The organism is Streptomyces cavernae, from assembly GCF_004023625.1.
In the GTDB taxonomy this organism is placed as follows: domain Bacteria; phylum Actinomycetota; class Actinomycetes; order Streptomycetales; family Streptomycetaceae; genus Streptomyces; species Streptomyces cavernae.
On record NZ_RPDJ01000006.1, the window covers coordinates 104,930 to 126,247 of the forward strand.

At 70.3% G+C, this 21,318-nt stretch carries 20 protein-coding genes and 1 tRNA gene; 13 read left to right on the top strand and 8 right to left on the bottom strand.

Going from position 1 to position 21,318, the window contains the following annotated elements:
* Nucleotides 1-40: 40 nt before the first annotated feature.
* Both EF387_RS16955 and EF387_RS16960 read left to right on the top strand, forming a co-directional pair.
* Nucleotides 41-337 (top strand): type II toxin-antitoxin system VapB family antitoxin, encoded by a 297-nt coding sequence (locus tag EF387_RS16955; RefSeq protein WP_003999914.1) that lies wholly within the window; start codon nt 41-43, stop codon nt 335-337.
* Between the two features lie 257 nt (nt 338-594).
* On the top strand, nt 595-1,254 hold the full coding sequence (locus EF387_RS16960; protein ID WP_238431560.1) for a LytR C-terminal domain-containing protein: 660 nt from the start codon (nt 595-597) through the stop codon (nt 1,252-1,254).
* A 155-nt stretch (nt 1,255-1,409) separates the two neighbouring features.
* On the opposite strand, the gene upp is transcribed toward EF387_RS16960, so the two are convergent.
* Nucleotides 1,410-2,045, bottom strand: coding sequence for a uracil phosphoribosyltransferase (gene upp, locus EF387_RS16965; protein ID WP_128377399.1), 636 nt, complete (start codon nt 2,043-2,045; stop codon nt 1,410-1,412).
* 115 nt (nt 2,046-2,160) lie between these two features.
* Here upp and EF387_RS16970 point away from each other — a divergent pair, with 115 nt between their 5' ends.
* The 7 genes from EF387_RS16970 (at nt 2,161) to EF387_RS17000 (ending at nt 6,888) form a co-directional block, all read left to right on the top strand.
* A complete protein-coding gene (locus EF387_RS16970) occupies nt 2,161-2,343 on the top strand; it encodes a hypothetical protein (protein WP_128377400.1) in 183 nt (60 codons plus the stop codon).
* Nucleotides 2,344-2,582: 239 nt separating this feature from the next.
* A complete protein-coding gene (locus EF387_RS16975) occupies nt 2,583-3,113 on the top strand; it encodes a tRNA adenosine deaminase-associated protein (protein ID WP_128377644.1) in 531 nt (176 codons plus the stop codon).
* A gap of 9 nt (nt 3,114-3,122) precedes the next feature.
* A complete protein-coding gene (gene tadA, locus EF387_RS16980; RefSeq protein WP_128377401.1) occupies nt 3,123-3,590 on the top strand; it encodes a tRNA adenosine(34) deaminase TadA in 468 nt (155 codons plus the stop codon).
* 124 nt (nt 3,591-3,714) lie between these two features.
* Nucleotides 3,715-3,799 (top strand) — tRNA-Ser (locus tag EF387_RS16985).
* Nucleotides 3,800-3,928: 129 nt separating this feature from the next.
* Nucleotides 3,929-4,108, top strand: coding sequence for a hypothetical protein (locus EF387_RS16990; protein WP_128377402.1), 180 nt, complete (start codon nt 3,929-3,931; stop codon nt 4,106-4,108).
* 823 nt (nt 4,109-4,931) lie between these two features.
* Nucleotides 4,932-5,792, top strand: coding sequence for an RNA polymerase sigma factor SigF (locus EF387_RS16995; RefSeq protein WP_128377403.1), 861 nt, complete (start codon nt 4,932-4,934; stop codon nt 5,790-5,792).
* 244 nt (nt 5,793-6,036) lie between these two features.
* Nucleotides 6,037-6,888 carry an RNA polymerase sigma factor SigF gene (locus tag EF387_RS17000; RefSeq protein WP_128377404.1) on the top strand — a complete coding sequence of 284 codons (852 nt, stop codon included), beginning with the start codon at nt 6,037-6,039 and terminating at the stop codon, nt 6,886-6,888.
* 166 nt (nt 6,889-7,054) lie between these two features.
* Here EF387_RS17000 and EF387_RS17005 read toward each other — a convergent pair whose 3' ends face one another.
* Nucleotides 7,055-7,249 (bottom strand): hypothetical protein, encoded by a 195-nt coding sequence (locus tag EF387_RS17005; RefSeq protein ID WP_128377405.1) that lies wholly within the window; start codon nt 7,247-7,249, stop codon nt 7,055-7,057.
* 230 nt (nt 7,250-7,479) lie between these two features.
* Between EF387_RS17005 and EF387_RS17010 the strand changes: the two genes are divergently transcribed.
* From EF387_RS17010 to EF387_RS17025, 4 genes are all read left to right on the top strand, one after another.
* Complete coding sequence (locus EF387_RS17010) at nt 7,480-7,962, top strand: MarR family winged helix-turn-helix transcriptional regulator (RefSeq protein ID WP_128377406.1); 483 nt, start codon at nt 7,480-7,482, stop codon at nt 7,960-7,962.
* Between the two features lie 97 nt (nt 7,963-8,059).
* The gene (locus EF387_RS17015; protein ID WP_162467163.1) at nt 8,060-10,576 is read left to right on the top strand and encodes an MFS transporter; all 2,517 of its coding nucleotides are present in this window, start codon (nt 8,060-8,062) and stop codon (nt 10,574-10,576) included.
* 105 nt (nt 10,577-10,681) lie between these two features.
* The gene (locus EF387_RS17020) at nt 10,682-11,503 is read left to right on the top strand and encodes a YceI family protein (protein WP_128377408.1); all 822 of its coding nucleotides are present in this window, start codon (nt 10,682-10,684) and stop codon (nt 11,501-11,503) included.
* Nucleotides 11,504-11,551: 48 nt separating this feature from the next.
* Nucleotides 11,552-12,019, top strand: coding sequence for a PPOX class F420-dependent oxidoreductase (locus tag EF387_RS17025; RefSeq protein WP_128377409.1), 468 nt, complete (start codon nt 11,552-11,554; stop codon nt 12,017-12,019).
* 33 nt (nt 12,020-12,052) lie between these two features.
* Here the strand turns inward: EF387_RS17025 and EF387_RS17030 are convergent, their stop codons facing one another.
* The 6 genes from EF387_RS17030 to EF387_RS17055 form a co-directional block, all read right to left on the bottom strand.
* Nucleotides 12,053-12,910: a TetR/AcrR family transcriptional regulator gene (locus tag EF387_RS17030; protein WP_128377410.1), complete on the bottom strand. Its 858-nt coding sequence runs from the start codon at nt 12,908-12,910 to the stop codon at nt 12,053-12,055.
* 117 nt (nt 12,911-13,027) lie between these two features.
* Entirely contained in the window at nt 13,028-14,503 is a 1,476-nt protein-coding gene (locus EF387_RS17035; RefSeq protein ID WP_128377411.1) for an MFS transporter, read from the bottom strand.
* Between the two features lie 257 nt (nt 14,504-14,760).
* Nucleotides 14,761-16,980, bottom strand: coding sequence for an ArnT family glycosyltransferase (locus EF387_RS17040; RefSeq protein ID WP_128377412.1), 2,220 nt, complete (start codon nt 16,978-16,980; stop codon nt 14,761-14,763).
* Complete coding sequence (locus EF387_RS17045) at nt 16,977-18,617, bottom strand: bifunctional glycosyltransferase family 2/GtrA family protein (protein WP_128377413.1); 1,641 nt, start codon at nt 18,615-18,617, stop codon at nt 16,977-16,979. Before EF387_RS17045 ends, EF387_RS17040 begins: the two co-directional genes overlap by 4 nt.
* A gap of 26 nt (nt 18,618-18,643) precedes the next feature.
* Nucleotides 18,644-20,326, bottom strand: coding sequence for a sensor histidine kinase (locus EF387_RS17050; RefSeq protein ID WP_128377414.1), 1,683 nt, complete (start codon nt 20,324-20,326; stop codon nt 18,644-18,646).
* Nucleotides 20,323-21,063, bottom strand: coding sequence for a response regulator transcription factor (locus tag EF387_RS17055; protein WP_162467164.1), 741 nt, complete (start codon nt 21,061-21,063; stop codon nt 20,323-20,325). Before EF387_RS17055 ends, EF387_RS17050 begins: the two co-directional genes overlap by 4 nt.
* Nucleotides 21,064-21,318: the final 255 nt, after the last annotated feature.

Here is a 21,318-nt window from a genome sequence, read left to right on the forward strand (position 1 = left end):
ATGGCTGCGCCCGGAAGGTCTGGGCCGGTAGGCTTTCCGTGTGATCTTCAAGCGCATCGGAAACGGCCGGCCGTACCCCGACCACGGCCGGGAAAGCACCCGGCAGTGGGCGGACGTCGCGCCGCGCCCGGTCCGCCTCGATCAGCTCGTGACGACCAAGGGGCAACTGGACCTGGAAACCCTGCTCGCCGAGGACTCGACGTTCTACGGTGACCTCTTCGCGCACGTCGTGAAGTGGCAGGGCGACCTCTACCTGGAGGACGGACTGCACCGCGCGGTCCGCGCGGCACTCCAGCAGCGCCAGGTTCTGCACGCCCGCGTGCTGGAACTGGACTGACTGACCCCGCGCCCTGGAGCCGGCTGACATCGTCGACGACGACGATACGGCGGCACACGCGCCCCGGAGCTGGACCGATCCCGCGTCCGGACGGACTTCGGTTCAGGGCTCGTCCGCCGGTTGTTCGCTCGGCCGCCGGAGACGGTTCACCCTTCAGTGGACGGTTTGTGCGCGGAAGTTGACCCTTTCGGGTAGCAGGTGCGCGGAGCAATGATCATCTAGTAGGCATCGCAGCTCCAGCGCACTACGCTGCGCCCATGAGCATGCTGACACCCCCTGGCATGGGCGGCCGGTACCGCATCACGGGGGACAAGTACCCGCGGATGCGCCGACCCCGGGGGCGGCGCAGGCTCGTGTTCGCGGTCGTCGCCGGCGTTGCCGCGCTGGGGCTGGCCGGGTGGGGAACACTGCAGCTCATCGACGTCTTCACCGGAGGAGCCGACGCGGCCACCGGGGGGCCCGTACGCGGTTGCCCGACGACGAGCCCCTCCACCAAGGCCAAGGCCAAACCCACCGTCGCGCTGCCGCAACCCGGTCGGATCACCGTGAACGTCCTCAACGCGACGGCCCGCACCGGCCTCGCGAAGGACACCGCCGCCGAGTTGAAGAAGCGGGGATTCCGGATCGGCACGGTGGGCAACGCGACGAAGGAGTATGACAAGAAGGTGGAGGGCCCCGGGATAGTGCTCGGCGGGGAGGGCGCGGAGCAGGGGGCGATGCCGGTGCTCGCCACTCAGCTGGCCGGGGCGGAACTCACGACGGACGGGCGGACGAAGAGCACCGAAGTGGACCTCGTCCTCGGCGACGGCTTCAGGGCCCTGACGGAGAAGGCGGCGGCGGCCAAGGCCCTGAGCGCCTTGGCGAACCCGGAGCCCACGCCTGCCGGGTCCGCGTCCGCGTCGAAGAAGAGCTGCTGAGCTGCTGAACTGGTGAGCTGCTGAACTGGTGAGCGGGCAGCTCGCCATGCCCCGCACGGGCGGTCCGGCCGGGTGGGAAAGCGACCCGCGCGGACCAGTACCACCCGTCCAGGGGGCGGAGGGAGTCGGCGTCCCCGGACGCGCCCCCTGGAGTGCTACTCCGCGGCGCCGTACATGCGGTCACCCGCGTCGCCGAGCCCCGGCACGATGTACCCGTGCTCGTTGAGCCGCTCGTCCACCGAGGCCGTCACGACCGTCACCGGAGTCCCGGCCAGCTCGCGTTCCATCGTCTCGACCCCTTCGGGGGCGGCCAGCAGCACCACGGCGGTGACATCGTCCGCACCGCGCTTGATCAGCTCCTGGATCGCCGCGACCAGCGTGCCGCCGGTGGCCAGCATGGGGTCCAGGACGTACACCTGACGGCCGGAGAGGTCCTCCGGCATCCGGGTGGCGTACGTGGAGGCCTCGAGCGTCTCCTCGTTGCGGATCATGCCGAGGAAGCCGACCTCGGCGGTGGGCAGCAGACGGACCATGCCGTCGAGCATGCCCAGCCCGGCCCGCAGGATCGGGACGACCAGGGGACGCGGGTGGGAGAGCTTGACGCCCGCGGTGGAGGCGACCGGGGTCACGACGTCGACCGTCTCGGTCCGCACGTCCCGGGTGGCCTCGTAGGCGAGAAGAGTGACCAGTTCGTCGGCGAGCCGCCGGAACGTCGGAGAGTCCGTGCGCTCGTCGCGCAGAGTGGTGAGCTTGTGGGCGACCAGGGGATGGTCGACGACGTGGAGACGCATGGCCACCACAGTAGCCGGGCCACCGGCAACCAGCTCCGCTTGGCTGTCACCTGATCGATGGCATCAAACCGCCCGTCGGAGGGAAAGTGGGAGGGATCGACTGGGGGTGTTGCGGATGCCGGATCGGGAGCAGAAAGACCGAGCGGAGCAGGAGAGCGATGCCGAGCGGCGACGGCGCCGGGCGCGCTTCCTCCGGGAGCTCACCGAGGCCCGTGAGCTGCGTGCCCGGGTGCAGCCCCGCCGCGCAAAGGTGGCCCGGCTGCGCCACGTCATGCGGATGCGTACGTTCCGCTGGTAGGGGCGCTCGACGGGCGCGTACGACTACCGGGTGCGAGTACTCGTGCGCGGGCGCATAAGATCGCCGAGGCAGCATCGAGCGATCAAACCTGGCAGACACAGCAGGCGGAAGACCTCTCCTGAACGCTTCGTTTCTGCCACGATTCCGAGTGGGTGGGGCTCGGAGAGGCAACTCCCCGCCCGCAACCTCCGCCGGGGGGACCCCCAACCGGCACGCCTATGACCAGTGGGAGAGTCACGGTGTACTTCGCCGCACTGCTCGCGCGCACCGAAGACGGGTGGGAAGCGAGCGACACAGAGCTCGACGATGTGGAGACCCTGTCGGATCTGACCGACCTGGCCCGGGAAGCCTCGGTCGACGAGGACACGGTGCTCGTACTCATCGAGCAGGAGGACGCGTGGTTCGGCGTCGTCCGCGTGGAAGGCGAGGACGACCCTCGTATCTACGTCTCGGACGCCGCCGCCGCTGCCCGCAGCTCGTACGGCGAGATCCTGCTCACGGACGAACTGCTCGGAAGGGAGCCCGGGGACGACGACGCCGACGACCTGGACTCCCTCGACCTCGACGGCACCGAGGACGGTGAACCCGACGGCGACGACGACGAGGACGGCGGCTCCGACGCGGTGCCGGCCGGCTCGCTCGGCGACCGCGAGATCCTCGTCGACCTGGGTGTCTCCGAGAAGGAACTCCTCGCCCTGGACGAGGGCGACGCGCTGACCGCGATCGCCGAGGTCCTCGGGGCCGGGGAGGTGCTGGAGACCGTCCGCTAGGTTCTCCGGATGACGACCGATCCGGTACGCGACCGCTGGCGGGCGGCGATGCGCCGCGCCCTGGAGGAGGCCGAACTGGCCCGCCGGGGCGGCGACGTTCCCGTCGGCGCCGTCGTACTGTCCGCGGACGGCACGGAGCTGGCCGCCGGGCACAACGAGCGTGAGGCGACCGGTGATCCGACCGCGCACGCCGAGGTCCTCGCCATCCGGCGGGCCGCCGCGAAACGCGGGTCCTGGCGGCTTGTCGACTGCACGCTCGTGGTCACCCTGGAGCCCTGCACGATGTGCGCGGGCGCGATCGTGCAGTCCCGGGTGGACAGGGTGGTCTACGGGGCGCGCGACGACAAGGCCGGTGCCGCGGGCTCCCTGTGGGACGTCGTCCGGGACCGCCGGCTCAACCATCGCCCCGAGGTCATCGAGGGCGTGCTCGCGGACGACTGCGCGCACCTGCTCACGGAGTTCTTCAGGGCACGCTGAACTCCCTTCGCAGGAGCACCCGACGCCGGCTCAGAGGCCGCTCCGCAGGGCCCCGACAGCCCGTCCCCCTGGCTCCCGAATACCGATTTCAGCGCACGGCACTTCTTGGGCTAGGATCTCTCCCGGTAGCGTGTCCGAGCGGCCGAAGGAGCTCGCCTCGAAAGCGAGTGTGGCGCAAGTCACCGAGGGTTCAAATCCCTCCGCTACCGCTCCGGAAGGGCCCCGTCTCACGGCGGGGCCTTTCGTGTGATCTCACCGGAGCTCCGGTGACCACAACGGGTTACACTCACCGCCGTCAACAGGGGCAACGCACGTCGCCGACAGGGGAGGCCACGGACATGGTGGTGAACGCTAAGAAGATCGCCATCTTCGTGGTGGCGGTCTTCGTGGTCTATGTGATCATCACGGATCCGGCCAAGGCGGCCGACTACGTGGAGATCGGGTTCGAGGGCATCTCGTCCGCCGCCCGCGCCCTGGGCGATTTCGCAACCTGGATCGCCAACGGCGCCCAAAGCTGAGACCTTTCCCGCCCCTCGCCTCGCCTCGCCTCGCCTCGCCTCGCCTAGGTTAGCCTCGGCCACTCCGTACCCTCTCGCCAAGCCGTCACCAGGCGGTTTCCCGACCCCGGCGAGACACTGCCCGCCCCACACGACACAGCCCCAGACGGCCCGTGCAGCTTCCGCCGCCTCCAGGCCCGCAGATCCATCCGCACGGCGCGAGCAGCTTCCACACCCGGCGGACAACCCCGCCCGGGGCACGACACTGCCTCACGCGGCGCGATCAGCTCCGCCCGCTCCCGCGCCCCGCGGACACCCGGTCCCGCAAGGCGCTTCCCCGCACGGCGCAACCAGCATCCGCCTAGGCTCCGCACCCGGCGGATTTCCCGCCATTGCGGGGCACTTCCCCCACTCTTCGCCGACCCTTTTCCGGCTTTCTTCCGCCCTCTTCGCAGGCTCCTTCCAAGCCCCTCCCGAGCTCCGACCGGGGCGCCTTCAGGCCGCCTTCCGGGCATCTTCCGGGCGCGTTCCGGGCGCCTTCCGGTCACCTTCCCGGGGCTTCAACGCGCTCCACCGCGCCCTTTTCCGACCCTTTTCCGACCCTTTTCCGGCGCCTTTCCTGGCCTTTTCTCCGATTTTTCCGCGGCTCGCCCTCCCGCGCGAAGCCTTCCGCGGCCGGCCGCGGAAGGCTTCGTCATGTTCGCACCCTCGACCCACCTCCCACCCACAACACGGCGTTATGCGGTGCTTGCACACAGTGCACATGTCTTGTGATGCTATGACCGCTTTTGACGGATAGGTTGACGGTTCTGTTCGACGATGTTTCGACGAGGTGGAGTTGACCGTGCCGGCCAGTACTGCGCCTCACGCACCGCCGCAGGCGCCAGCGCAGACCGCCCCCCCGGAGGGCCCGCCGGCCCAGGACGCCCCCGAGGGCAGACGCCGCGGCGCCGACACCCGGGCGCTGACCCAGGTCCTCTTCGCCCAGCTCAAGGAGCTGGACCCCGGCACACCGGAACACAGCCGGGTGCGTGGCGCGCTGATCGAGGCCAACCTCCCCCTCGTGCGGTACGCGGCCGCCCGTTTCCGCAGCCGCAACGAACCAATGGAGGACGTCATCCAGGTCGGCACCATCGGCCTGATCAACGCGATCGACCGCTTCGACCCCGACCGGGGCGTGCAGTTCCCCACCTTCGCGATGCCGACCGTCGTCGGCGAGATCAAGCGCTACTTCCGCGACAACGTGCGCACCGTCCACGTCCCGCGCCGACTGCACGAGTTGTGGGTGCAGGTGAACAGCGCGACCGAGGACCTGACCACCTCCTTCGGGCGCACCCCGACCACCGCGGAGATCGCCGAACGGCTGCGCATCACGGAGGACGAGGTCCTGTCCTGCATCGAGGCGGGGCGCTCGTACCACGCCACTTCCCTCGAGGCGGCACAGGAGGGAGACGGCCTCCCGGGTCTGCTCGACCGTCTCGGCTACGAGGACCCCGCCCTGGACGGCGTCGAGCACCGCGACCTCGTACGCCACCTCCTCGTACAACTGCCCGAGCGCGAACAGCGGATCCTCCTGCTGCGCTACTACAGCAATCTGACGCAGTCCCAGATCAGCGCGGAACTGGGTGTGTCGCAGATGCACGTGTCGAGGCTGCTGGCGCGCAGCTTTGCCCGGCTGCGATCCGCAAACCGTATCGAGGCGTAGCTGTATCGGGTGGTTCGAGGAGTCGAACCGCTCCGGACGCCCGCACGCGAAAAAGGCCGATACCCCCTCTATGCAGGGGCGATTCACCCTTTCCATGTCGACATGTCTCTACAGCGTGTTGCCGACATGTGACATTCTTCCTCAAGCGCGTTTGCCGCGGCCTTGCTTCCGGTATTCAGGTGAAGGCTGCGTTCCTCAAGACGGGAGCGTTCGCCGCGTCCGTCCGCGACCCAGAGGGGGTGGCATGTCCGCAGACCAGGGCAGCTCCAAGGTGCTCACGCTCCCGCAGAGCGACTCCGCGCCCGCCGAGCTCTTGGGCTCTCCCGCCACGGGGGCCATCGACACCCGGACCCTGTCCCGCTCCCTGTTCCTGCGGCTCGCCGCACTCGACGAGAACAGCCCCGAGCGTGCCTACGTACGCGACACCCTGATCGAGCTCAACCTCCCGCTGGTGCGTTACGCGGCGGCACGCTTCCGCAGCCGTAACGAGCCGATGGAGGACATCGTCCAGGTCGGCACCATCGGTCTGATCAAGGCCATCGACCGGTTCGACTGCGAACGGGGCGTCGAATTCCCGACGTTCGCCATGCCGACCGTCGTGGGTGAGATCAAGCGCTTCTTCCGTGACACGAGTTGGTCGGTCCGCGTCCCGCGCCGTCTGCAGGAGCTGCGGCTGGCGCTCACCAAGGCGAGCGACGAGCTCTCCCAGAAGCTGGACCGCTCCCCGACGGTGACCGAACTGGCCGCGGTCCTCGGCGTCTCGGAGGAGGACGTGGTCGACGGTCTCGCCGTCGGCAACGCGTACACGGCCTCGTCCCTGGACTCCCCGGCGCCCGAGGACGACGGCGGCGAGGGCTCCCTGGCGGACCGCCTGGGCTACGAGGACTCGGCCCTGGAGGGCGTCGAGTACCGCGAGTCCCTCAAGCCGCTGCTCGCCAAGCTCCCGCCCCGCGAGCGCCGCATCATCATGCTCCGCTTCTTCGCGAACATGACGCAGTCGCAGATCGGCGAAGAGGTCGGCATCTCCCAGATGCACGTCTCCCGGCTGCTGACCCGTACGCTGGCCCAGCTCCGCGACGGGCTGATCTCGGACTGATATCGGACCGATCCGCGGCGGACCAGCACTCCGCCCCACACGAAACCCCGACCGCCGAGGCGCGCCTGAGGCAGCCTCGGCGGTCGCATGTGCGCGAGCGGCGTCGACCGTGCCTGCGCGCGACGGATGCGGTGGCCGAGACGGATGAAGCGGATCCGGTCCGGCGCTACTTGAGGGCGAGCCAGGCCACGCCCGCGACGACCGCCAGAGCGACGACCACGCCGAGGATCAGACCGATACGCGGGCCCGACTGGCCCGCCGACTGCCGGCCGCCCCGCGACTCCTCGTCGACGAAGGCGCGGAACATCTGGGTGCTACCCGCGGGGTCGTAGTTGCCCTCGGGTCCCTGGGTGTTTGCCATGGCCCAGGACCCTAGCGAATCCGGGCGAGGCGCCCAAGCCCGGGCCCCTCGGGCACCACCCCCTCGCCGATGGCGCGGGAACCCCTCAACGGCCCCGAAGGTGCTTCCCCGAAGGCGCTCCCGCCTGCCTTTGCCGAGTCTTTGCCCCTCCACCCCGGTCCATCATTTGCCTGTAGCAACCAATCAAACCTATGGTTGCCCTAAGCAACAACTTGGGAGGGAGGTGCCCGATGGCCGGACCGGAACGGTTCGCGGAGCTGGCCCGTCAGTTCAGCGCCTTCGGGGCCGTCAAGCGAGAACTGGGACGGGCCCTTCCGCACGACTGCCCGCCCGGATCCACGGCGGTCCTCACCCTGCTCGGTCGGCACGGCGAGATGCGAATGAGCCGTCTCGCGGAGCTGCTGGCCGTGGACATGTCGGTCACCAGCCGCCAGGTCGCACACCTCGCGGAGCGCGGCTGGATCGACCGCTCACCCGATCCGGCCGACAAGCGCTCCCGCATCCTGCGCCTCACCCCCGCGGGCGAGGCGAAGCTCCAGCAGATCTTCGAGAGCACCACCCGGATGCTCTCCGACCGCCTCGGCGACTGGAGTGAGAACGACATCGACGAGCTCATCCGGCTGCTGACCCGGCTGCGCGCACGCTTCGGCGACTGCCGCTCGCCCCACCCGCCCCACACGAGCGAACCGACCCCCGTACACCCGCACAAGTAAGAGAAGGAAGTCCATGGCAACGACCACACCAGCCGGTGTGCGGGCCCACGCCAAGCACGGCGCCAGGCACGGAGGGGACTCCTCCGGCGGAGCCCCCATGACACACCGGCAGATCATGGAGGCCCTCTCCGGCCTCCTGCTCGGCATGTTCGTCGCGATCCTGTCGTCGACGATCGTCTCCAACGCCCTGCCCGAGATCATCGGCGACCTCGGCGGCGGTCAGTCCGCCTACACCTGGGTCGTCACCGCCACCCTGCTGTCGATGACCGCGTCGACACCCCTGTGGGGCAAGCTCGCCGACCTCTACAGCAAGAAGGCGCTCGTCCAGATCGCCCTGGTCATCTACGTGTTGGGGTCGGCCGCCGCCGGTCTGTCCCAGAACCCCGGCATGCTCATCGCCTGCCGTGTCGTCCAGGGCATCGGCGTCGGCGGTCTGTCCGCGCTCGCGCAGATCGTGATGGCCGCGATGATCTCCCCGCGCGAGCGCGGTCGTTACTCCGGCTACCTCGGCGCCACCTTCGCCGTCGCCACCGTGGGCGGCCCGCTGCTCGGCGGTGTCATCACCGACACCTCCTGGCTCGGCTGGCGCTGGTGCTTCTACGTGGGCGTGCCCTTCGCCGTCATCGCGCTGATCGTGCTGCAGAAGACCCTGCATCTGCCCGTCGTCAAGCGCGAGGTGAAGGTCGACTGGGCCGGCGCGTTCTTCATCTCCGCCGCGGTCTCGCTGCTGCTCGTCTGGATCACCTTCGCCGGTGACAAATACGACTGGCTGTCCTGGCAGACGTACGCGATGGTCGGCGGATCCGTCGTCCTCGGGCTGGTGTTCGTGCTCGTCGAGTCGAAGGCGAGCGAGCCGATCATCCCACTGCGGCTGTTCCGCAACCGCACCATCACCCTGTCGTCGATCGCCTCGCTCTTCGTGGGTGTCGCGATGTTCGCCGGCACGGTCTTCTTCGCCCAGTACTTCCAGCTGGCCCGGGACAAGTCCCCGACCATGTCGGGCGTCCTCACCATCCCGATGATCGGCGGACTGTTCGTCTCCTCCACCGTCTCCGGTCAGATCATCACCAAGACCGGCAAGTGGAAGGCCTGGCTGGTCGCCGGAGGTGTCCTCGTCACCGCGGGCCTCGGCCTGCTGGGCACCATCCGCTACGACACGGAGTACTGGAAGACGGCGGTCTTCATGGCGGTCATGGGGCTCGGCATCGGCATGATGATGCAGAACCTGGTGCTGTCCACGCAGAACCAGGTGGCCCCGGCGGACCTCGGTGCGGCCAGCTCGGTGGTGACCTTCTTCCGCTCCCTCGGCGGTGCGATCGGCGTCTCGGCACTGGGCGCGATCATGACCAACCGCATCACCGACTACGTCAAGGACGGCCTCACCGGTATCGACCCCAAGTACGCGGCCCTCGCCTCCGGTTCCGGCTCGGGCGACAGCATTCCGGACATGGACAAGCTGCCCGCGCCGCTGCGCACGGTGATGGAGAGCGCGTACGGGCACGGCATCGCGGACGTCTTCCTGATCGCCTCCGGCATGGCGCTGGTCGCCTTCTTCGTGACGCTGTTCATCAAGGAGGTGCCGCTGCGTACTTCGGGTGCCCTCACGCAGGCCGCCGAGGAGAAGGCGCCCGCTCCGGCTCCGGAGCCCAGCCCGGCCGCGGGCTTGTCCCCGAGCCCGGCTCCCCGCCCGATCCCCAGCACGGCCCCTACCACCGCCCCCAGCCCGGTGGCTTCGGAGGCGGACGAGGCCGCGGCGCGGGACGGTGGGAACGGCGCGACCCGTGAGAACCGGGCGGCCGGCGAGAACGCCGCGGCCGATGAGAACCCGGCGACTGGTGAGAAGCGGGCAACCGGGGGCGTCCCGGTCCACGGATTCGTCCGCGGCACCGAGAGCGCGCCCGTCCCTCGGGCCGCCGTCACGCTGATATCGGCGGCCGGGCGCCAGCTGAGCCGCTCGGTCGCGCAGGCCGACGGCGCCTACTCGGTCGACGCGCCGGGCACAGGCAGCTACGTCCTGATCGCCTCCGCCGACGGCTTCCAGCCGCAGGCCTCGACGGTCGTCGTGGGCGAGGACCCGGTCACCTACGACATCCTGCTCAGCGGCACCAGCGGGCTGACCGGCCTGGTGCGGGACGCCGGGACCGGGGCGCCGGTGCGGGACGCCGTCGTCATCGTCACCGACGTGCGCGGCGATGTGCTGGCCACCGGCAGGACCGACGAGCAGGGCGAGTTCGGCTTCAGCGAACTGGTCCCGGGTCAGGTGACCGTCGCGGTGAACGCCGCGGGCCACCGTCCGGCCGCGCTGCCCGTCGAGGTGGGCGGCACCGGGATCACCCGTGTCGAGGTCGGCCTCCGCGCCGGCGCCCGCCTCCAGGGCACGGTCCGGGCACCGCACGGCCCGCTCGCCGACGCCCGTGTCACCCTCGTCGACGCGGCGGGCAACGTCGTCGGCACGGCCACGACCGGGGCGGACGGGGCGTACGCCTTCACCGACCTGGACAGCGGCGAGTACACCGTCATCGCGACGGGTTACCCGCCCGTGGCCACCGCGTTGACCATCGACGGCCCCGGAGCCGACGGCCACGACATCGAGCTCGCACACCCGGACGAGTAGACCGGGACCCGGCCCGTGGCGCGCGTCCCGGGCGGAGCGCGCGCCACGGACCGGCCCGATGCCGCCGGTCCAGCCAGCCGCAAGCGAAGTGAGAAGAGAGACGTCATGGGACTGACCGCACGGATACGCACACGCGACGGCTGGGCCGTCCCGCACGCGGTCGTCACGGTGACCGACGCGACCGGCACACAGGTGCTGCGCGCCGGGGCCGACGAGGAGGGTCTGGTACGGGACGGAACCGCGCTGGTACCCGGGGCGTACACCGTGATCGTTACGGCGATGGGGTACGCGCCCGCCGCGTCGAGCGCGATCGTGACCGCGACCGGTCGCGCGGACGTGGGGCAGGTGGTGCTGGCCCGGCAGGGCGGCACCGAGCTGCCGCCGCCCGGGCCCTGGACGATCGACCCTGCGCACACCTCCGTGGGCGCGGTCGCCCAGCACCTGGGGATCTCCAGCGTGCACGGCCGGTTCACGGAATTCTCCGGGCGGATCGAGATCTCCCCGGACGACGTGACCAAGTCCCGGGTGGAGGCGGTGATCCGCGCGGTCTCCGTCGACACGGGCAACCGCACCCGGGACGACCACCTGAGGTCGGCGGACTTCCTGGATGTGGCGAGGTACCCGGAGATCACCTACGTGTCGACGGACCTGACGGCGGCCGGCACCGACCGGTGGACCGTGCACGGCGAACTGACCCTGCACGGCGTCGTACGACCCGTCGAGCTGGACCTCGCCTACCTCGGCACCGGCTCCGACCCCTGGGGCGGCACCCGGGCCGCCTTCCGCGCGACCGCGGAACTGCACCGAAACGACTTCGCCCTCGACCACAACCAGGTGGTCAAGGCGGGCATCGCGTTGATCGGCACCACACTGAAGGTTGAGCTGGACGTACAGGCCGTGCAGGGCGACACGCTGCCGCAAACATAGGAACGACAGGGACACCCGGCGCGCGGGCCCAGCGCCTAGGCTGCGGGCATGGCACCGAACATCGCTACGAACACCGCCGTCTCCCGTGACGAGCTGCTGGACTTCGTACGGCCGCGCCACCGCGCGATCCTGCTCACCCGCCGCTCGGACGGCAGCCCCCAGGGTTCCCCGCTGACCTGCGGCGTCGACGACTCCGGCCGGATCGTCGTCTCCACCTACCCCGAGCGCGCCAAGACCCGCAACGCCAAACGCGACGAGCGGGTCAGCCTGATCGTGCTCAGCGACGACTGGGACGGGCCCTGGGTGCAGATCGACGGGACCGCCGAGGTGATCGACTCCCCCGACTCGGTCGAGCCGCTCGTCGAGTACTACCGCAACATCGCGGGCGAGCACCCGGACTGGGACGAGTACCGGGCGGCCATGGTCAAGCAGGGCAAGTCGATCATCAGGGTCACGCCCGAACGCTGGGGACCGGTGGCCACCGGGGGGTTCCCGGCGCGGCTCGCCACCCCCTGACCGCCAGGGCAAGGCCCCGGAGGAACCCGTGCGTCAGGCTCCGTCCCGTCGGGCGCGCGCCACCATCGCCTCGATTCCCGCGATCTGGATCTCCAGACCCGTGGTGAAGTCGCGTTCCCACATCTCGGCCACCGTGCCGGCGCCCCGGGCCTCGATCAGTTCCCTGGACGCCTCGATGACGTCGCTGATCTGCGGGGCCTCGGTCACGGCGGCCATGGACTGCCTGAAGTACTCGTCCGGGCTCACCCCCGCCGCCGCACACCGTTCGAGGTAGTGGCCCTCGATCGTGCCGAAGCCGTACACGAACTGGAAGACCGCGGCGATCGCCCCCGCCTGCTCCGCCGGCGACAGCCCGGTGCGCCGGACAACCCCCTGGATGGCCCTGGAGAAGTCCAGCGCGTTCGGGCCGATATTGAGAAAGCTCCCGGCGAGCGGTGACACCCACGGGTGACGGACCAGCGCCGACCGGTAGGCAACGGCGAGTTGCCGCAGGTGGTCCCGCCAGTCCCCGACGGAGTCCGGCCCGTCCGCGTCGGAGCGCGGCCCGTCCGCGTCGGAGCGCGGCCCGTCCGCGTCGGAGTGGGGCCCGTCCGCGTCGGGCCCGCGCATCTCGCCGAACACCAGGTCGAGCGCCAGTTCCAGCAGATCGTCCTTGGTGTCCACGTACCAGTACACGGACATCGCGGTGACGTTCAGCTCGGCGGCGAGCCGGCGCATCGAGAACTTGGCCAGCCCCTCGGCGTCCAACAGCCGTACCGCCGTTTCGATGACGCGGTCCCGGTCGAGCCCGGACGGCTGGCCGCCGCGCGCCGACCCGCCGCGCCGCGCCCTGTCCTCCAGCCAGACGCTGGCCCGCGCCGGCCGCCCCGTCCGCTCGGCTGCCCTCACCATGGCGCACCTTCCTCGACCTGGTACTCCGCCTCGTGCTCCGGGGAGGGGCCGAAACCCGCCCCTCCCCGATGCTATGTGCGCGGCGTCGCCCCGTGTCCGGCCCGGGCCGCCGGACCGTCACACCGATGCCGTCACCGCAGAATCCTCCCGCTCGGCGCGCCGCAGCAACGCGGCCGCCACCACACCACCCAGCAGTACCGCGGCCGCCCCCACCAACTGGCTGGTTTCCAGGCCACCGGCGAACGCGTCGGTGATCCGGTCGCGTTCCTGAGCGGAGTCCGCCCCGGCCAGTGCCGCGGGGAGCGAGGTCGCCGCCACCGGGATCAGCGCGGCGAAGCGGGAGTTGAGGACCGCGCCGAGCACCGCCACACCGAGCCCGGTGCCGAACTCGGCCAGGGTGCCGTTGACTCCGGCGCCGACACCCGCCTTCTCCGGCGGGATCGCACTCATGATGGCGTGTGCCATCGCCGGGCTGGCGATCGCGGCACCCGCACCGATGAGCAGCAGGCCGAGCAGCGTGCCCGGGTAGCCGTGTTCGGTCAGCGTGGCGATCGACACGAGGCCGACGGACATCAGGATCATGCCGAGGAGGATGGCGACCGGGTGGCCGAGCTTCGTCGTCCACTTGGCCGCCAGGCCCGAGAAGTTGAGGACCACGACCGTGAGGGCGAGCGGTGCCGTGCGCAGTCCGGCTTCCAGGGCTTCGTAGCCGAGGACGAACTGCAGGTGCTGGGTGAGCAGGAACAGCGAGCCGCCCATGCCGAAGGTGATGAGCACCGCTCCCGCGACGGCGCCCGTGAACCGGCGGTCGCGGAAGAAGTGCATGTCGAGCATGGGGTACGGGATCCGGCTCTCCCAGTAGGCGAAGAGGGCCAGCACCACCACGGCCACCGCGGCCGTCGCCAGGACCCGGCCGGAGGTCCAGCCGTGCTCGGGACCGGAGATGATCGCGAATACGAGCGAACTCATGCCGAGGGTCGACAGCAGCGCACCCAGCAGGTCAGGACGGTCTCCACGGCGGTTCTTGGACTCGGGTACGAGGGCCACCACCGCCACCAGACCGAGCGCCGCGACCGGCAGGTTGATCATGAAGATCGCGCCCCACCAGAAGTGTTCGAGCATGAAACCGCCGACGAGGGGCCCGGTCGCGAAGCCGAGCGCGTTGACCGCGGACCAGATGCCGATCGCCTTGGGCTGCTCCTCGGGCGTGGAGATCTGCATCGCGACGGCGAGCGTGGTGGTGAGCAGCAGCGCGCCGCCGACACCCATTCCCGCACGGGCGGCGATCAACTGACCGGTGGTGTCGGCGAGTCCGGCCACCACCGAACCGATGCCGAACAGCGCGAGGCCCGCGATCAGCATCTTCTTTCGGCCGTAGCGGTCGGCGGCGGAGCCCGCGGTGAGCAGCAGACCCGACTGGACCAGTGAGTAGGCGTTGATCATCCACTGGATGTCGGAGGTGGCCGCGCCGAGTTCCTTGGTGAGGGAGGGGATCGCGACGTTCAGCACGGTGTTGTCGAGCAGCACGGTGAGCTGTGCGAGACAGATGACGCCAAGGATGAGCCAGCGCTGGGGGTGCCCCTGCGTTGTCATGGATGTCCTTCTGCGGTGTACGGGAAAGGGACAGGCCTGGGGTCCCGTACACCGTAAAGCTTTCCCTATACGGCGTACAGGAACTTTGCTGTACGCCGTACAGCGGAAAAGAGAAGGGGGCGGTGTCCGAGGTCGAGACCTCGGACACCGCCCTTGCGGGGGGAAATTCTTCCCCGGGAGCCCTTCCGGGGGAGCCCTTCCCGGGGAGCCCAGCCCTTCCGGGTGGTCCTTGCCGGGGAGCCCTTCCGGGGGAGTCGTCAGTTGCCGCTGGTCGGCTGCGTCAGGTCGTAGAAGGTCGCGGATCCGACCGTGACCTGCTTGAAGTTCTCCTGGACCCAGGTGCTGATCTGGGACGAGGTACCGGAGTCGCTGCCGCGCCGGCCGCCACCCATACCGCCGCCGCCCATGCCACCACCGGCGATGAAGTAGTGGATCTTGCCCTCGTTCACGTACTTCTTGAACTCGGCCAGTGTCGGGGACGGGTCGGTACCGTTGAAGCCACCGATCGCCATCACGGGCTCACTCGTGGAGAGCTGGTAGCTCGCGGCGTTCTGGGCGCCGATGGCCGCGGCGACCCAGGTGTAGTCACCCGCGTTGGCCTCCAGCAGCTTCTTGGCCTCGTCGCTGACGGCGGCGCCGTTGAGCAGGCCGCCCATACCGCCGCCTCCACCCATACCGCCGCCGGCACCACCCTGCTGGCTCTGGCCCTGGTGCTGGTTCTGGAGGCCATCGCCGGGGGCGGCGCCGCCCGGGAGGCCGTTGCCCTGCTGGTTCTGCTGGCCCTGCTGGTTCTGGCCGGGAGCCCCGCCGGGGAAACCGCCACCCATGCGACCGCCACCGGGACCACCGCCCCCGCCCGGGCCACCGCGGCCACCGGCCACCGCCGGACCGGCCCTGACGATCGAACCGGTGTGGCCCTCGTTCAGCGTGGTCAGCGTGTACGCCGTCGGACCCGCCACGGAGGTGACGAGGCCCAGCGCCAGCACCGCGAGGGCCAGTCGGCGTCCGATCCGGGCGATGAAGACGAAGCCCGACGCGGCGACCAGACCGCCGACCAGGACCAGCCACTTCAGCCACGGCAGGTAATCCGAGGAGCGGTTGAGCAGGACGTAGCCCCACACCGCGGTCGCCGTCATGGCGCCCGCCAGCGTCAGCGACGCCCACACCTTGCCGCGCTCCTCCCACAGGACGGCCGCGCCCATACCGACCAGCGGCGCGATGTAGGGGGCGAGGGCGACGGTGTAGTACTCGTGGAAGATGCCCTGCATGAAGCTGAAGACCACCATGGTGATCAGCAGCGAGCCGCCCCAGAGCAGGAACGCGGCGCGCGCCGTGTCCGTGCGCCTGGCCTTCCTCGTGAGCCACAGGGCAGCCCCGAACAGGATCAGCGCGGCCGGGATCAGCCAGGAGATCTGGCCACCGCTGCCGGAGCTGAACATCCGGTCCCAGCCGGTCTCGCCCCAGTTGCCGCCGCCGTTGCCGCCGCCGTTGCCGCCACCGCCGCCGACGCTGCCGGTCTCGTTGCCGTTGATGCGGCCGAGGCCGTTGTAGCCGAAGGTCAGCTCCAGGAAGGAGTTGGTCTGCGAGCCGCCGATGTACGGACGCGAGGACGCCGGCCACAGCTCGACGATCGCCACCCACCAGCCACCGGAGACGACCATCGCCAACCCGGCGAGCAGCACCTGCCCGACGCGCTTCTTCAGGCTCGCCGGAGCGAAGACCGCGTACACGACCGCGAGCACCGGCAGGATCAGGAAGGCCTGCAGCGTCTTCACCAGGAAAGCGAGACCGATCGCGACACCGGCCCACACCAGCCACTTCGTCCGGGCCTTCTCCAGGGCGCGCAGCGTGCAGTAGACCGCGACGGCCATCAGCAGCGCGAGGGCCGCGTCCGGGTTGTTGAAGCGGAACATCAGCGCGGCGACGGGCGTCAGCGCGAAGACCGCCATGGTGATCAGACCGGCCGCGGCGCCGAACCGGCGCCGCACGGCCGCGTACAGCACACCGGCGGTGGCGACCGCCATCAGGACCTGCGGGAACAGGATCGCGAAGGAGTTCAGGCCGAACAGCTTGACCGACAGCGCCATCGGCCACAGCGAGGCCGGCGGCTTGTCGACGGTGATGGCGTTGGCCGAGTCGAGCGAGCCGAAGAAGAGCGCCTTCCACGACTGGCTGCCGGCCTGTACGGCCGCGGAGTAGAAGGAGTTGGCGTACCCGGAGGCCGAGAGGTTCCAGGTGTACAGCGCGCCGATCAGGAGCAGCGTGGCGAGGAACGCGGGCCGGGCCCAGCTGGGGTCCTCGGGCCGGCCGCGCCACAGTCGGCGCCCCAGCGGCTGCTTGGGCTCACCGGCGTCGGGGCCGGTGCTCGGCCGGGGCGACTCGGGCCGCTCCTGCACGGTGGTCGCGGTTCTGCTGTCCGGGTCCGGCGGTCCCCAGGCGGGGGACGCCTGGGGGGTCGGGTTTGACTGGATGGTCATCGTGCGTTCCTCAGGTCGTCGTCGTGCGGGCGCACCGGCTGAAACTGCACGGTGGAGTCCCACGGGGTGCGGTCCGCGGCGCCGTCGGCGCGGAACTGGCCGGTCTCGTACGTGCCCTGAGGGCCGCACGGGGAGGTGGCCTGCGTCGCGTACGGACTGCCGTACCGCCGAGCGGTGCCGTGATGCTGGGCGCTGCCGTGCTGCTGCGCGGCGCCGTGATGCTGGCTGCTGCCGTGCGGCTGAGTGCTGCCGTGCGGCTGAGTGCCGCCGTTCTGCTGTTGGGTCGCGTACCGGACGCCGTACTGCTCGTACGGAGACCGGGCCGCCGACTCGTACGGAGGCCGGACCGCCGTCGTGTCGTAGCCGTGCTGCTGGCGCGCGACCGCGGGCTTGTCGTCCCGCCGGTCCGGGAAGACCCAGGCGCGGAAGAGCAGGAAGCGCAGCACCGTCGCCGCGAGGTTGGCGGCGATGAGCACCGCCAGTTCCGTGGAGTGCCCGGGGTCGGAGGTCGCCGCGTTCAGGGCGGCCAGCGAACCGCTGGTGAGGGCGAGGCCGATTCCGAAGACCACCAGGCCCTGCGCCTGGTGGCGGACGGCACCACCCCGGCCCCGCACCCCGAACGTCAGCCGCCGGTTGGCCGCCGTGTTGGCGATCGCCGAGACCAGCAGGGCCAGCGCGTTGGCGAACTGGGACCCCGAGAACGTACGGAAACCGCTGTAGAGCATGAGATAGAAGAGGGTCGACAGTCCGCCCACCACGCAGAACCCGACCAACTGGCGGGCGAGTCCGCGCGGCACGCCCGTGAGGTCGCGGTCGCGCGGGTCGTCCCCGAACGGACGGGCGAGACGGTCCAGGGGCAGCGAGCCGGTGGCCAGCGCCCGCCCGACCCGCCACACCCCCTTCAGGTCCTCGGTGGCGGTCTTCACGATGTGGACGGTCGAGTCGGGGTCGTCGACCCAGTCGACCGGCACCTCGTGAATGCGCAGTCCGGCACGCTCCGCGAGGACCAGCATCTCCGTGTCGAAGAACCAGCCGGTGTCCTCGACCAACGGCAGCAGGAGCTGTGCCACATCGCGCCGGATCGCCTTGAAACCGCACTGCGCGTCGGAGAAGCGGGCCTGCAGCGAACCCCGCAGGATCAGGTTGTAACCACGGCTGATGAATTCCCGCTTGGCGCCGCGCACGACTCGCGACGAGCGGGCGAGGCGCGAGCCGATCGCCAGGTCGGAGTGGCCCGAGATCAGCGGGGCCACCAGCGGCAGCAGGGCGTTGAGGTCGGTGGACAGGTCCACGTCCATGTAGGCGAGGATCGGGGCGTCCGAGGCGGACCACGCCGTCCTGAGGGCCCGACCGCGGCCCTTCTGGTCCAGGCGGAAGGACCTGACCTCAGGTATCTCCGACTCCAGCCGTGCGGCCACCAGCGGGGTGGTGTCCGTGGACGCGTTGTCCGCGACGGTGATGCGGAACGCGTACGGAAAGGTCCGGGCGAGGTGCTCGTGGAGCCTGAGCACGCACGGCTGGAGGTCCTTCTCCTCGTTGTAGACGGGGATCACTACGTCCAGGACAGGCGTACCGGCGGACCCGGCCGGGAGGTGCTCCCGCGCCGGCAGGTTGCCGGGAGAAGAGTCGGTTTGCATGACAAGCACACTGCTGAAGTGCGCTGTTATGCCCATGTGGTGGTGCTGTGCTGTGCCTGTGAGTACGTTTGCGGGTTTGTTTCGGCGGGGTCGCCGGAGTCCGCGTGGTCCACCGAGTCGAAGGACTCGAACGCGTCGAAGCTGAAGTGCGGGGCCGCTTCGACCGGGAGCGCGGGCAGGTGCAGCGTGAACACCGTCTGCCCGGGCACGCTGTCGACGGTGACGGCACCTTCGTGTGCCGCCGCCACGGCCTGCACGATGGCGAGCCCGAGACCGGTCGACCCGGTGGAGCGGGAGCGCGCGGAGTCGCCGCGCGCGAACCGTTCGAAGACGTGCGGGAGCAGGTCCTGAGGGATGCCGGGGCCGTTGTCCTGGACTTCCACGCACAGCCAGGGTCCCTGGCGGCGCACGCGTGCGGTGACGGTCGTACCGGGGGGTGTGTGCGTCCGGGCGTTGGCGAGCAGGTTGACGAGCACCTGCTGGAGCCGGGCCGCGTCCGCCGACACGAGGGCCGGCTCGTCGGGCAGCTCCAGGCGCCAGTTGTGTTCGCGTCCTGCGGCGCGTGCGTCGCTGATGGTGTCCACGACGAGCGGCACCAGGTCGGTCTGAATGAACTGCAGGGGCCGCCCGGCGTCCAGTCGCGCGAGCAGCAGCAGATCCTCGACGAGCAGCGTCATCCGGCTCGCCTCGGACTCGATCCGGCCGAGGGCGTGCCGCGTGTCGGGCCCGGTCTCCTCCCGGCCGCGTCTGGTGAGCTCGGCGTAGCCGCGGATCGACGCGAGTGGCGTACGCAGCTCATGGCTGGCGTCGGCGACGAACTGCCGGACCCGCATCTCGCTCTGCTGGCGCGCGTGCAGCGCGCCGTGGACGTGGTCGAGCATGCGGTTGAGCGCCGCGCCGACCTGTCCGACCTCGGTGTGCGGATCCGCCTCGGTGTCGGGCACCCGCTCGGTCATGTTCACTTCGCCCGTGTGCAGCGGGAGTTCGGAGACGCGGGTGGCGGTGGAGGCGACCCGGCGCAGCGGGCGCAGGGCGACACCGACCATGGCGGCACCGGCCAGCGAGGCGGCGACGAGGCCGGCGGTGGTGACGCTTACCTCTACGAGGATGAGGGTGTTGAGGGTGTCGTTGACGTCGTCTGTGGGGAGGGCGACGTAGAAGGTGCCGTGAAAGCCCTCGGTGAACTGGACCTGGTACTCGCCGAGGCCGGGGATGGTGACGGTGTGCGGCTTCCCGTCCCGCGCGACCTTCGCCAGCGCCGCCTTCTGGGCGGCGTTGAGGGAGTAGGACTGCATCTCAGGGCGGTCGGTGGAATCGGTCTGCACCTCCTTGCCGTACTCGGCCCGGGTGATGGCGCCGTTGACCCCGTCGACGACGGCGCCGATGGACAGCTCGGACTTCGGGCCCTTGACGACGAAGTCGAGCGGGTCCTTGTTCGGGATCACCCTGTCGTCGCCCTGCGGCTGGTTCGCCGACTGCTGCCCGACCCCGGCCGGCTTGTCCCGCGGTCCCGAGGCGCGCGCCGCGACATCTTTGAGCGAATTGTTGAGCTGTTCGTAGAGGTGCTCGCGCAGGGCGATCGTGGTGACCGTGCCGATGACCGCGCACACCACCGCGATCAGTGCCACGGACGCGACGACGAGCCGTGCCCGCAGCGTCCGAGGCTGTCCTCGCCGCTGCTTCTGTGGCCGTCGTCGCCCACCACTCATGACGCCGCGGGCTTGATCAGGTAGCCGGCTCCGCGCCGGGTGTGGATCATGGGCTCCCGGCCGACGTCTATCTTCCGGCGCAGGTAGGAGATGTAGAGCTCCACGACGTTCGCCTGCCCCCCGAAGTCGTACGACCACACGCGGTCGAGGATCTGCGCCTTGCTGAGCACGCGCCGGGGATTACGCATCAGGAACCGCAGCAGTTCGAACTCCGTGGCGGTGAGGTGGATGCCCTGCCCGGCCCGGGACACCTCGTGACTGTCCTCGTCCAGGGTGAGGTCGCCGACGACGAGCACGGAGTCGGAGCGCCGGTCGGCGGCGCCGGAACGCCGGATGAGGCCGCGCAGCCGGGCCACGACCTCTTCGAGGCTGAAGGGCTTGGTGACGTAGTCGTCGCCGCCCGCGGTCAGCCCCGCGATCCGGTCCTCGACGGCGTCCTTGGCCGTCAGGAAGAGGACCGGGACGTCGGGGAGCTCGCGGCGCAGGCGACCGAGCACGGTGAGGCCGTCCATGTCGGGCAGCATCATGTCGAGCACGACGGCGTCGGGACGGAACTCGCGGGCGGTCTGCACCGCTCCGGTCCCGTCGCCCGCGCTGCGGATCTGCCAGCCTTCGTAGCGCAGGGCCATGGACAGCAGCTCGGTGATCGACATCTCGTCGTCCACCACAAGCACTCGGACGGGGCTCCCGTCCGGCCTCAGCAGTTCGGTGCGCCCCTGGGGCGAGGTCGTGGTCATGGTCAGCACCATGTCGGGGTCCTCTGAGAGCGCCCTTTCGGGAAGCTGTGATTTTCCTGAGAAACGCACAGGCGGCTCTCAGTGAACACCTGGGAGTCGCTTGTCCCGTGGCGCCCCCGTGGCGCCCCCGTGATCCTCGTGACGGGGATTCGTCGACCGCCAAAACGCCATGACCAGGGAACTCGACGGTGATCGCGGCGGCCGGGGAGCCGCGGACGGAGGTGGGGAAGGAGTGCGGTGAAAGCTGTGCGCGGG

Coding starts and splice junctions, on each gene's coding strand:
- EF387_RS17005 (WP_128377405.1), bottom strand. CDS start 7,249: ATGGCAAACACCCAGGGACCCGAGGGCAACTACGACCCCGCGGGTAGC.
- EF387_RS17035 (WP_128377411.1), bottom strand. CDS start 14,503: ATGACAACGCAGGGGCACCCCCAGCGCTGGCTCATCCTTGGCGTCATC.
- EF387_RS16990 (WP_128377402.1), top strand. CDS start 3,929: ATGGTGGTGAACGCTAAGAAGATCGCCATCTTCGTGGTGGCGGTCTTC.
- EF387_RS17025 (WP_128377409.1), top strand. CDS start 11,552: ATGGCACCGAACATCGCTACGAACACCGCCGTCTCCCGTGACGAGCTG.
- EF387_RS17000 (WP_128377404.1), top strand. CDS start 6,037: ATGTCCGCAGACCAGGGCAGCTCCAAGGTGCTCACGCTCCCGCAGAGC.
- EF387_RS16970 (WP_128377400.1), top strand. CDS start 2,161: ATGCCGGATCGGGAGCAGAAAGACCGAGCGGAGCAGGAGAGCGATGCC.
- EF387_RS17020 (WP_128377408.1), top strand. CDS start 10,682: ATGGGACTGACCGCACGGATACGCACACGCGACGGCTGGGCCGTCCCG.
- upp (WP_128377399.1), bottom strand. CDS start 2,045: ATGCGTCTCCACGTCGTCGACCATCCCCTGGTCGCCCACAAGCTCACC.
- EF387_RS17015 (WP_162467163.1), top strand. CDS start 8,060: ATGACACACCGGCAGATCATGGAGGCCCTCTCCGGCCTCCTGCTCGGC.
- EF387_RS17010 (WP_128377406.1), top strand. CDS start 7,480: ATGGCCGGACCGGAACGGTTCGCGGAGCTGGCCCGTCAGTTCAGCGCC.
- EF387_RS16960 (WP_238431560.1), top strand. CDS start 595: ATGAGCATGCTGACACCCCCTGGCATGGGCGGCCGGTACCGCATCACG.
- tadA (WP_128377401.1), top strand. CDS start 3,123: ATGACGACCGATCCGGTACGCGACCGCTGGCGGGCGGCGATGCGCCGC.
- EF387_RS17030 (WP_128377410.1), bottom strand. CDS start 12,910: ATGGTGAGGGCAGCCGAGCGGACGGGGCGGCCGGCGCGGGCCAGCGTC.
- EF387_RS17055 (WP_162467164.1), bottom strand. CDS start 21,063: ATGACCACGACCTCGCCCCAGGGGCGCACCGAACTGCTGAGGCCGGAC.
- EF387_RS17050 (WP_128377414.1), bottom strand. CDS start 20,326: ATGAGTGGTGGGCGACGACGGCCACAGAAGCAGCGGCGAGGACAGCCT.
- EF387_RS17040 (WP_128377412.1), bottom strand. CDS start 16,980: ATGACCATCCAGTCAAACCCGACCCCCCAGGCGTCCCCCGCCTGGGGA.
- EF387_RS17045 (WP_128377413.1), bottom strand. CDS start 18,617: ATGCAAACCGACTCTTCTCCCGGCAACCTGCCGGCGCGGGAGCACCTC.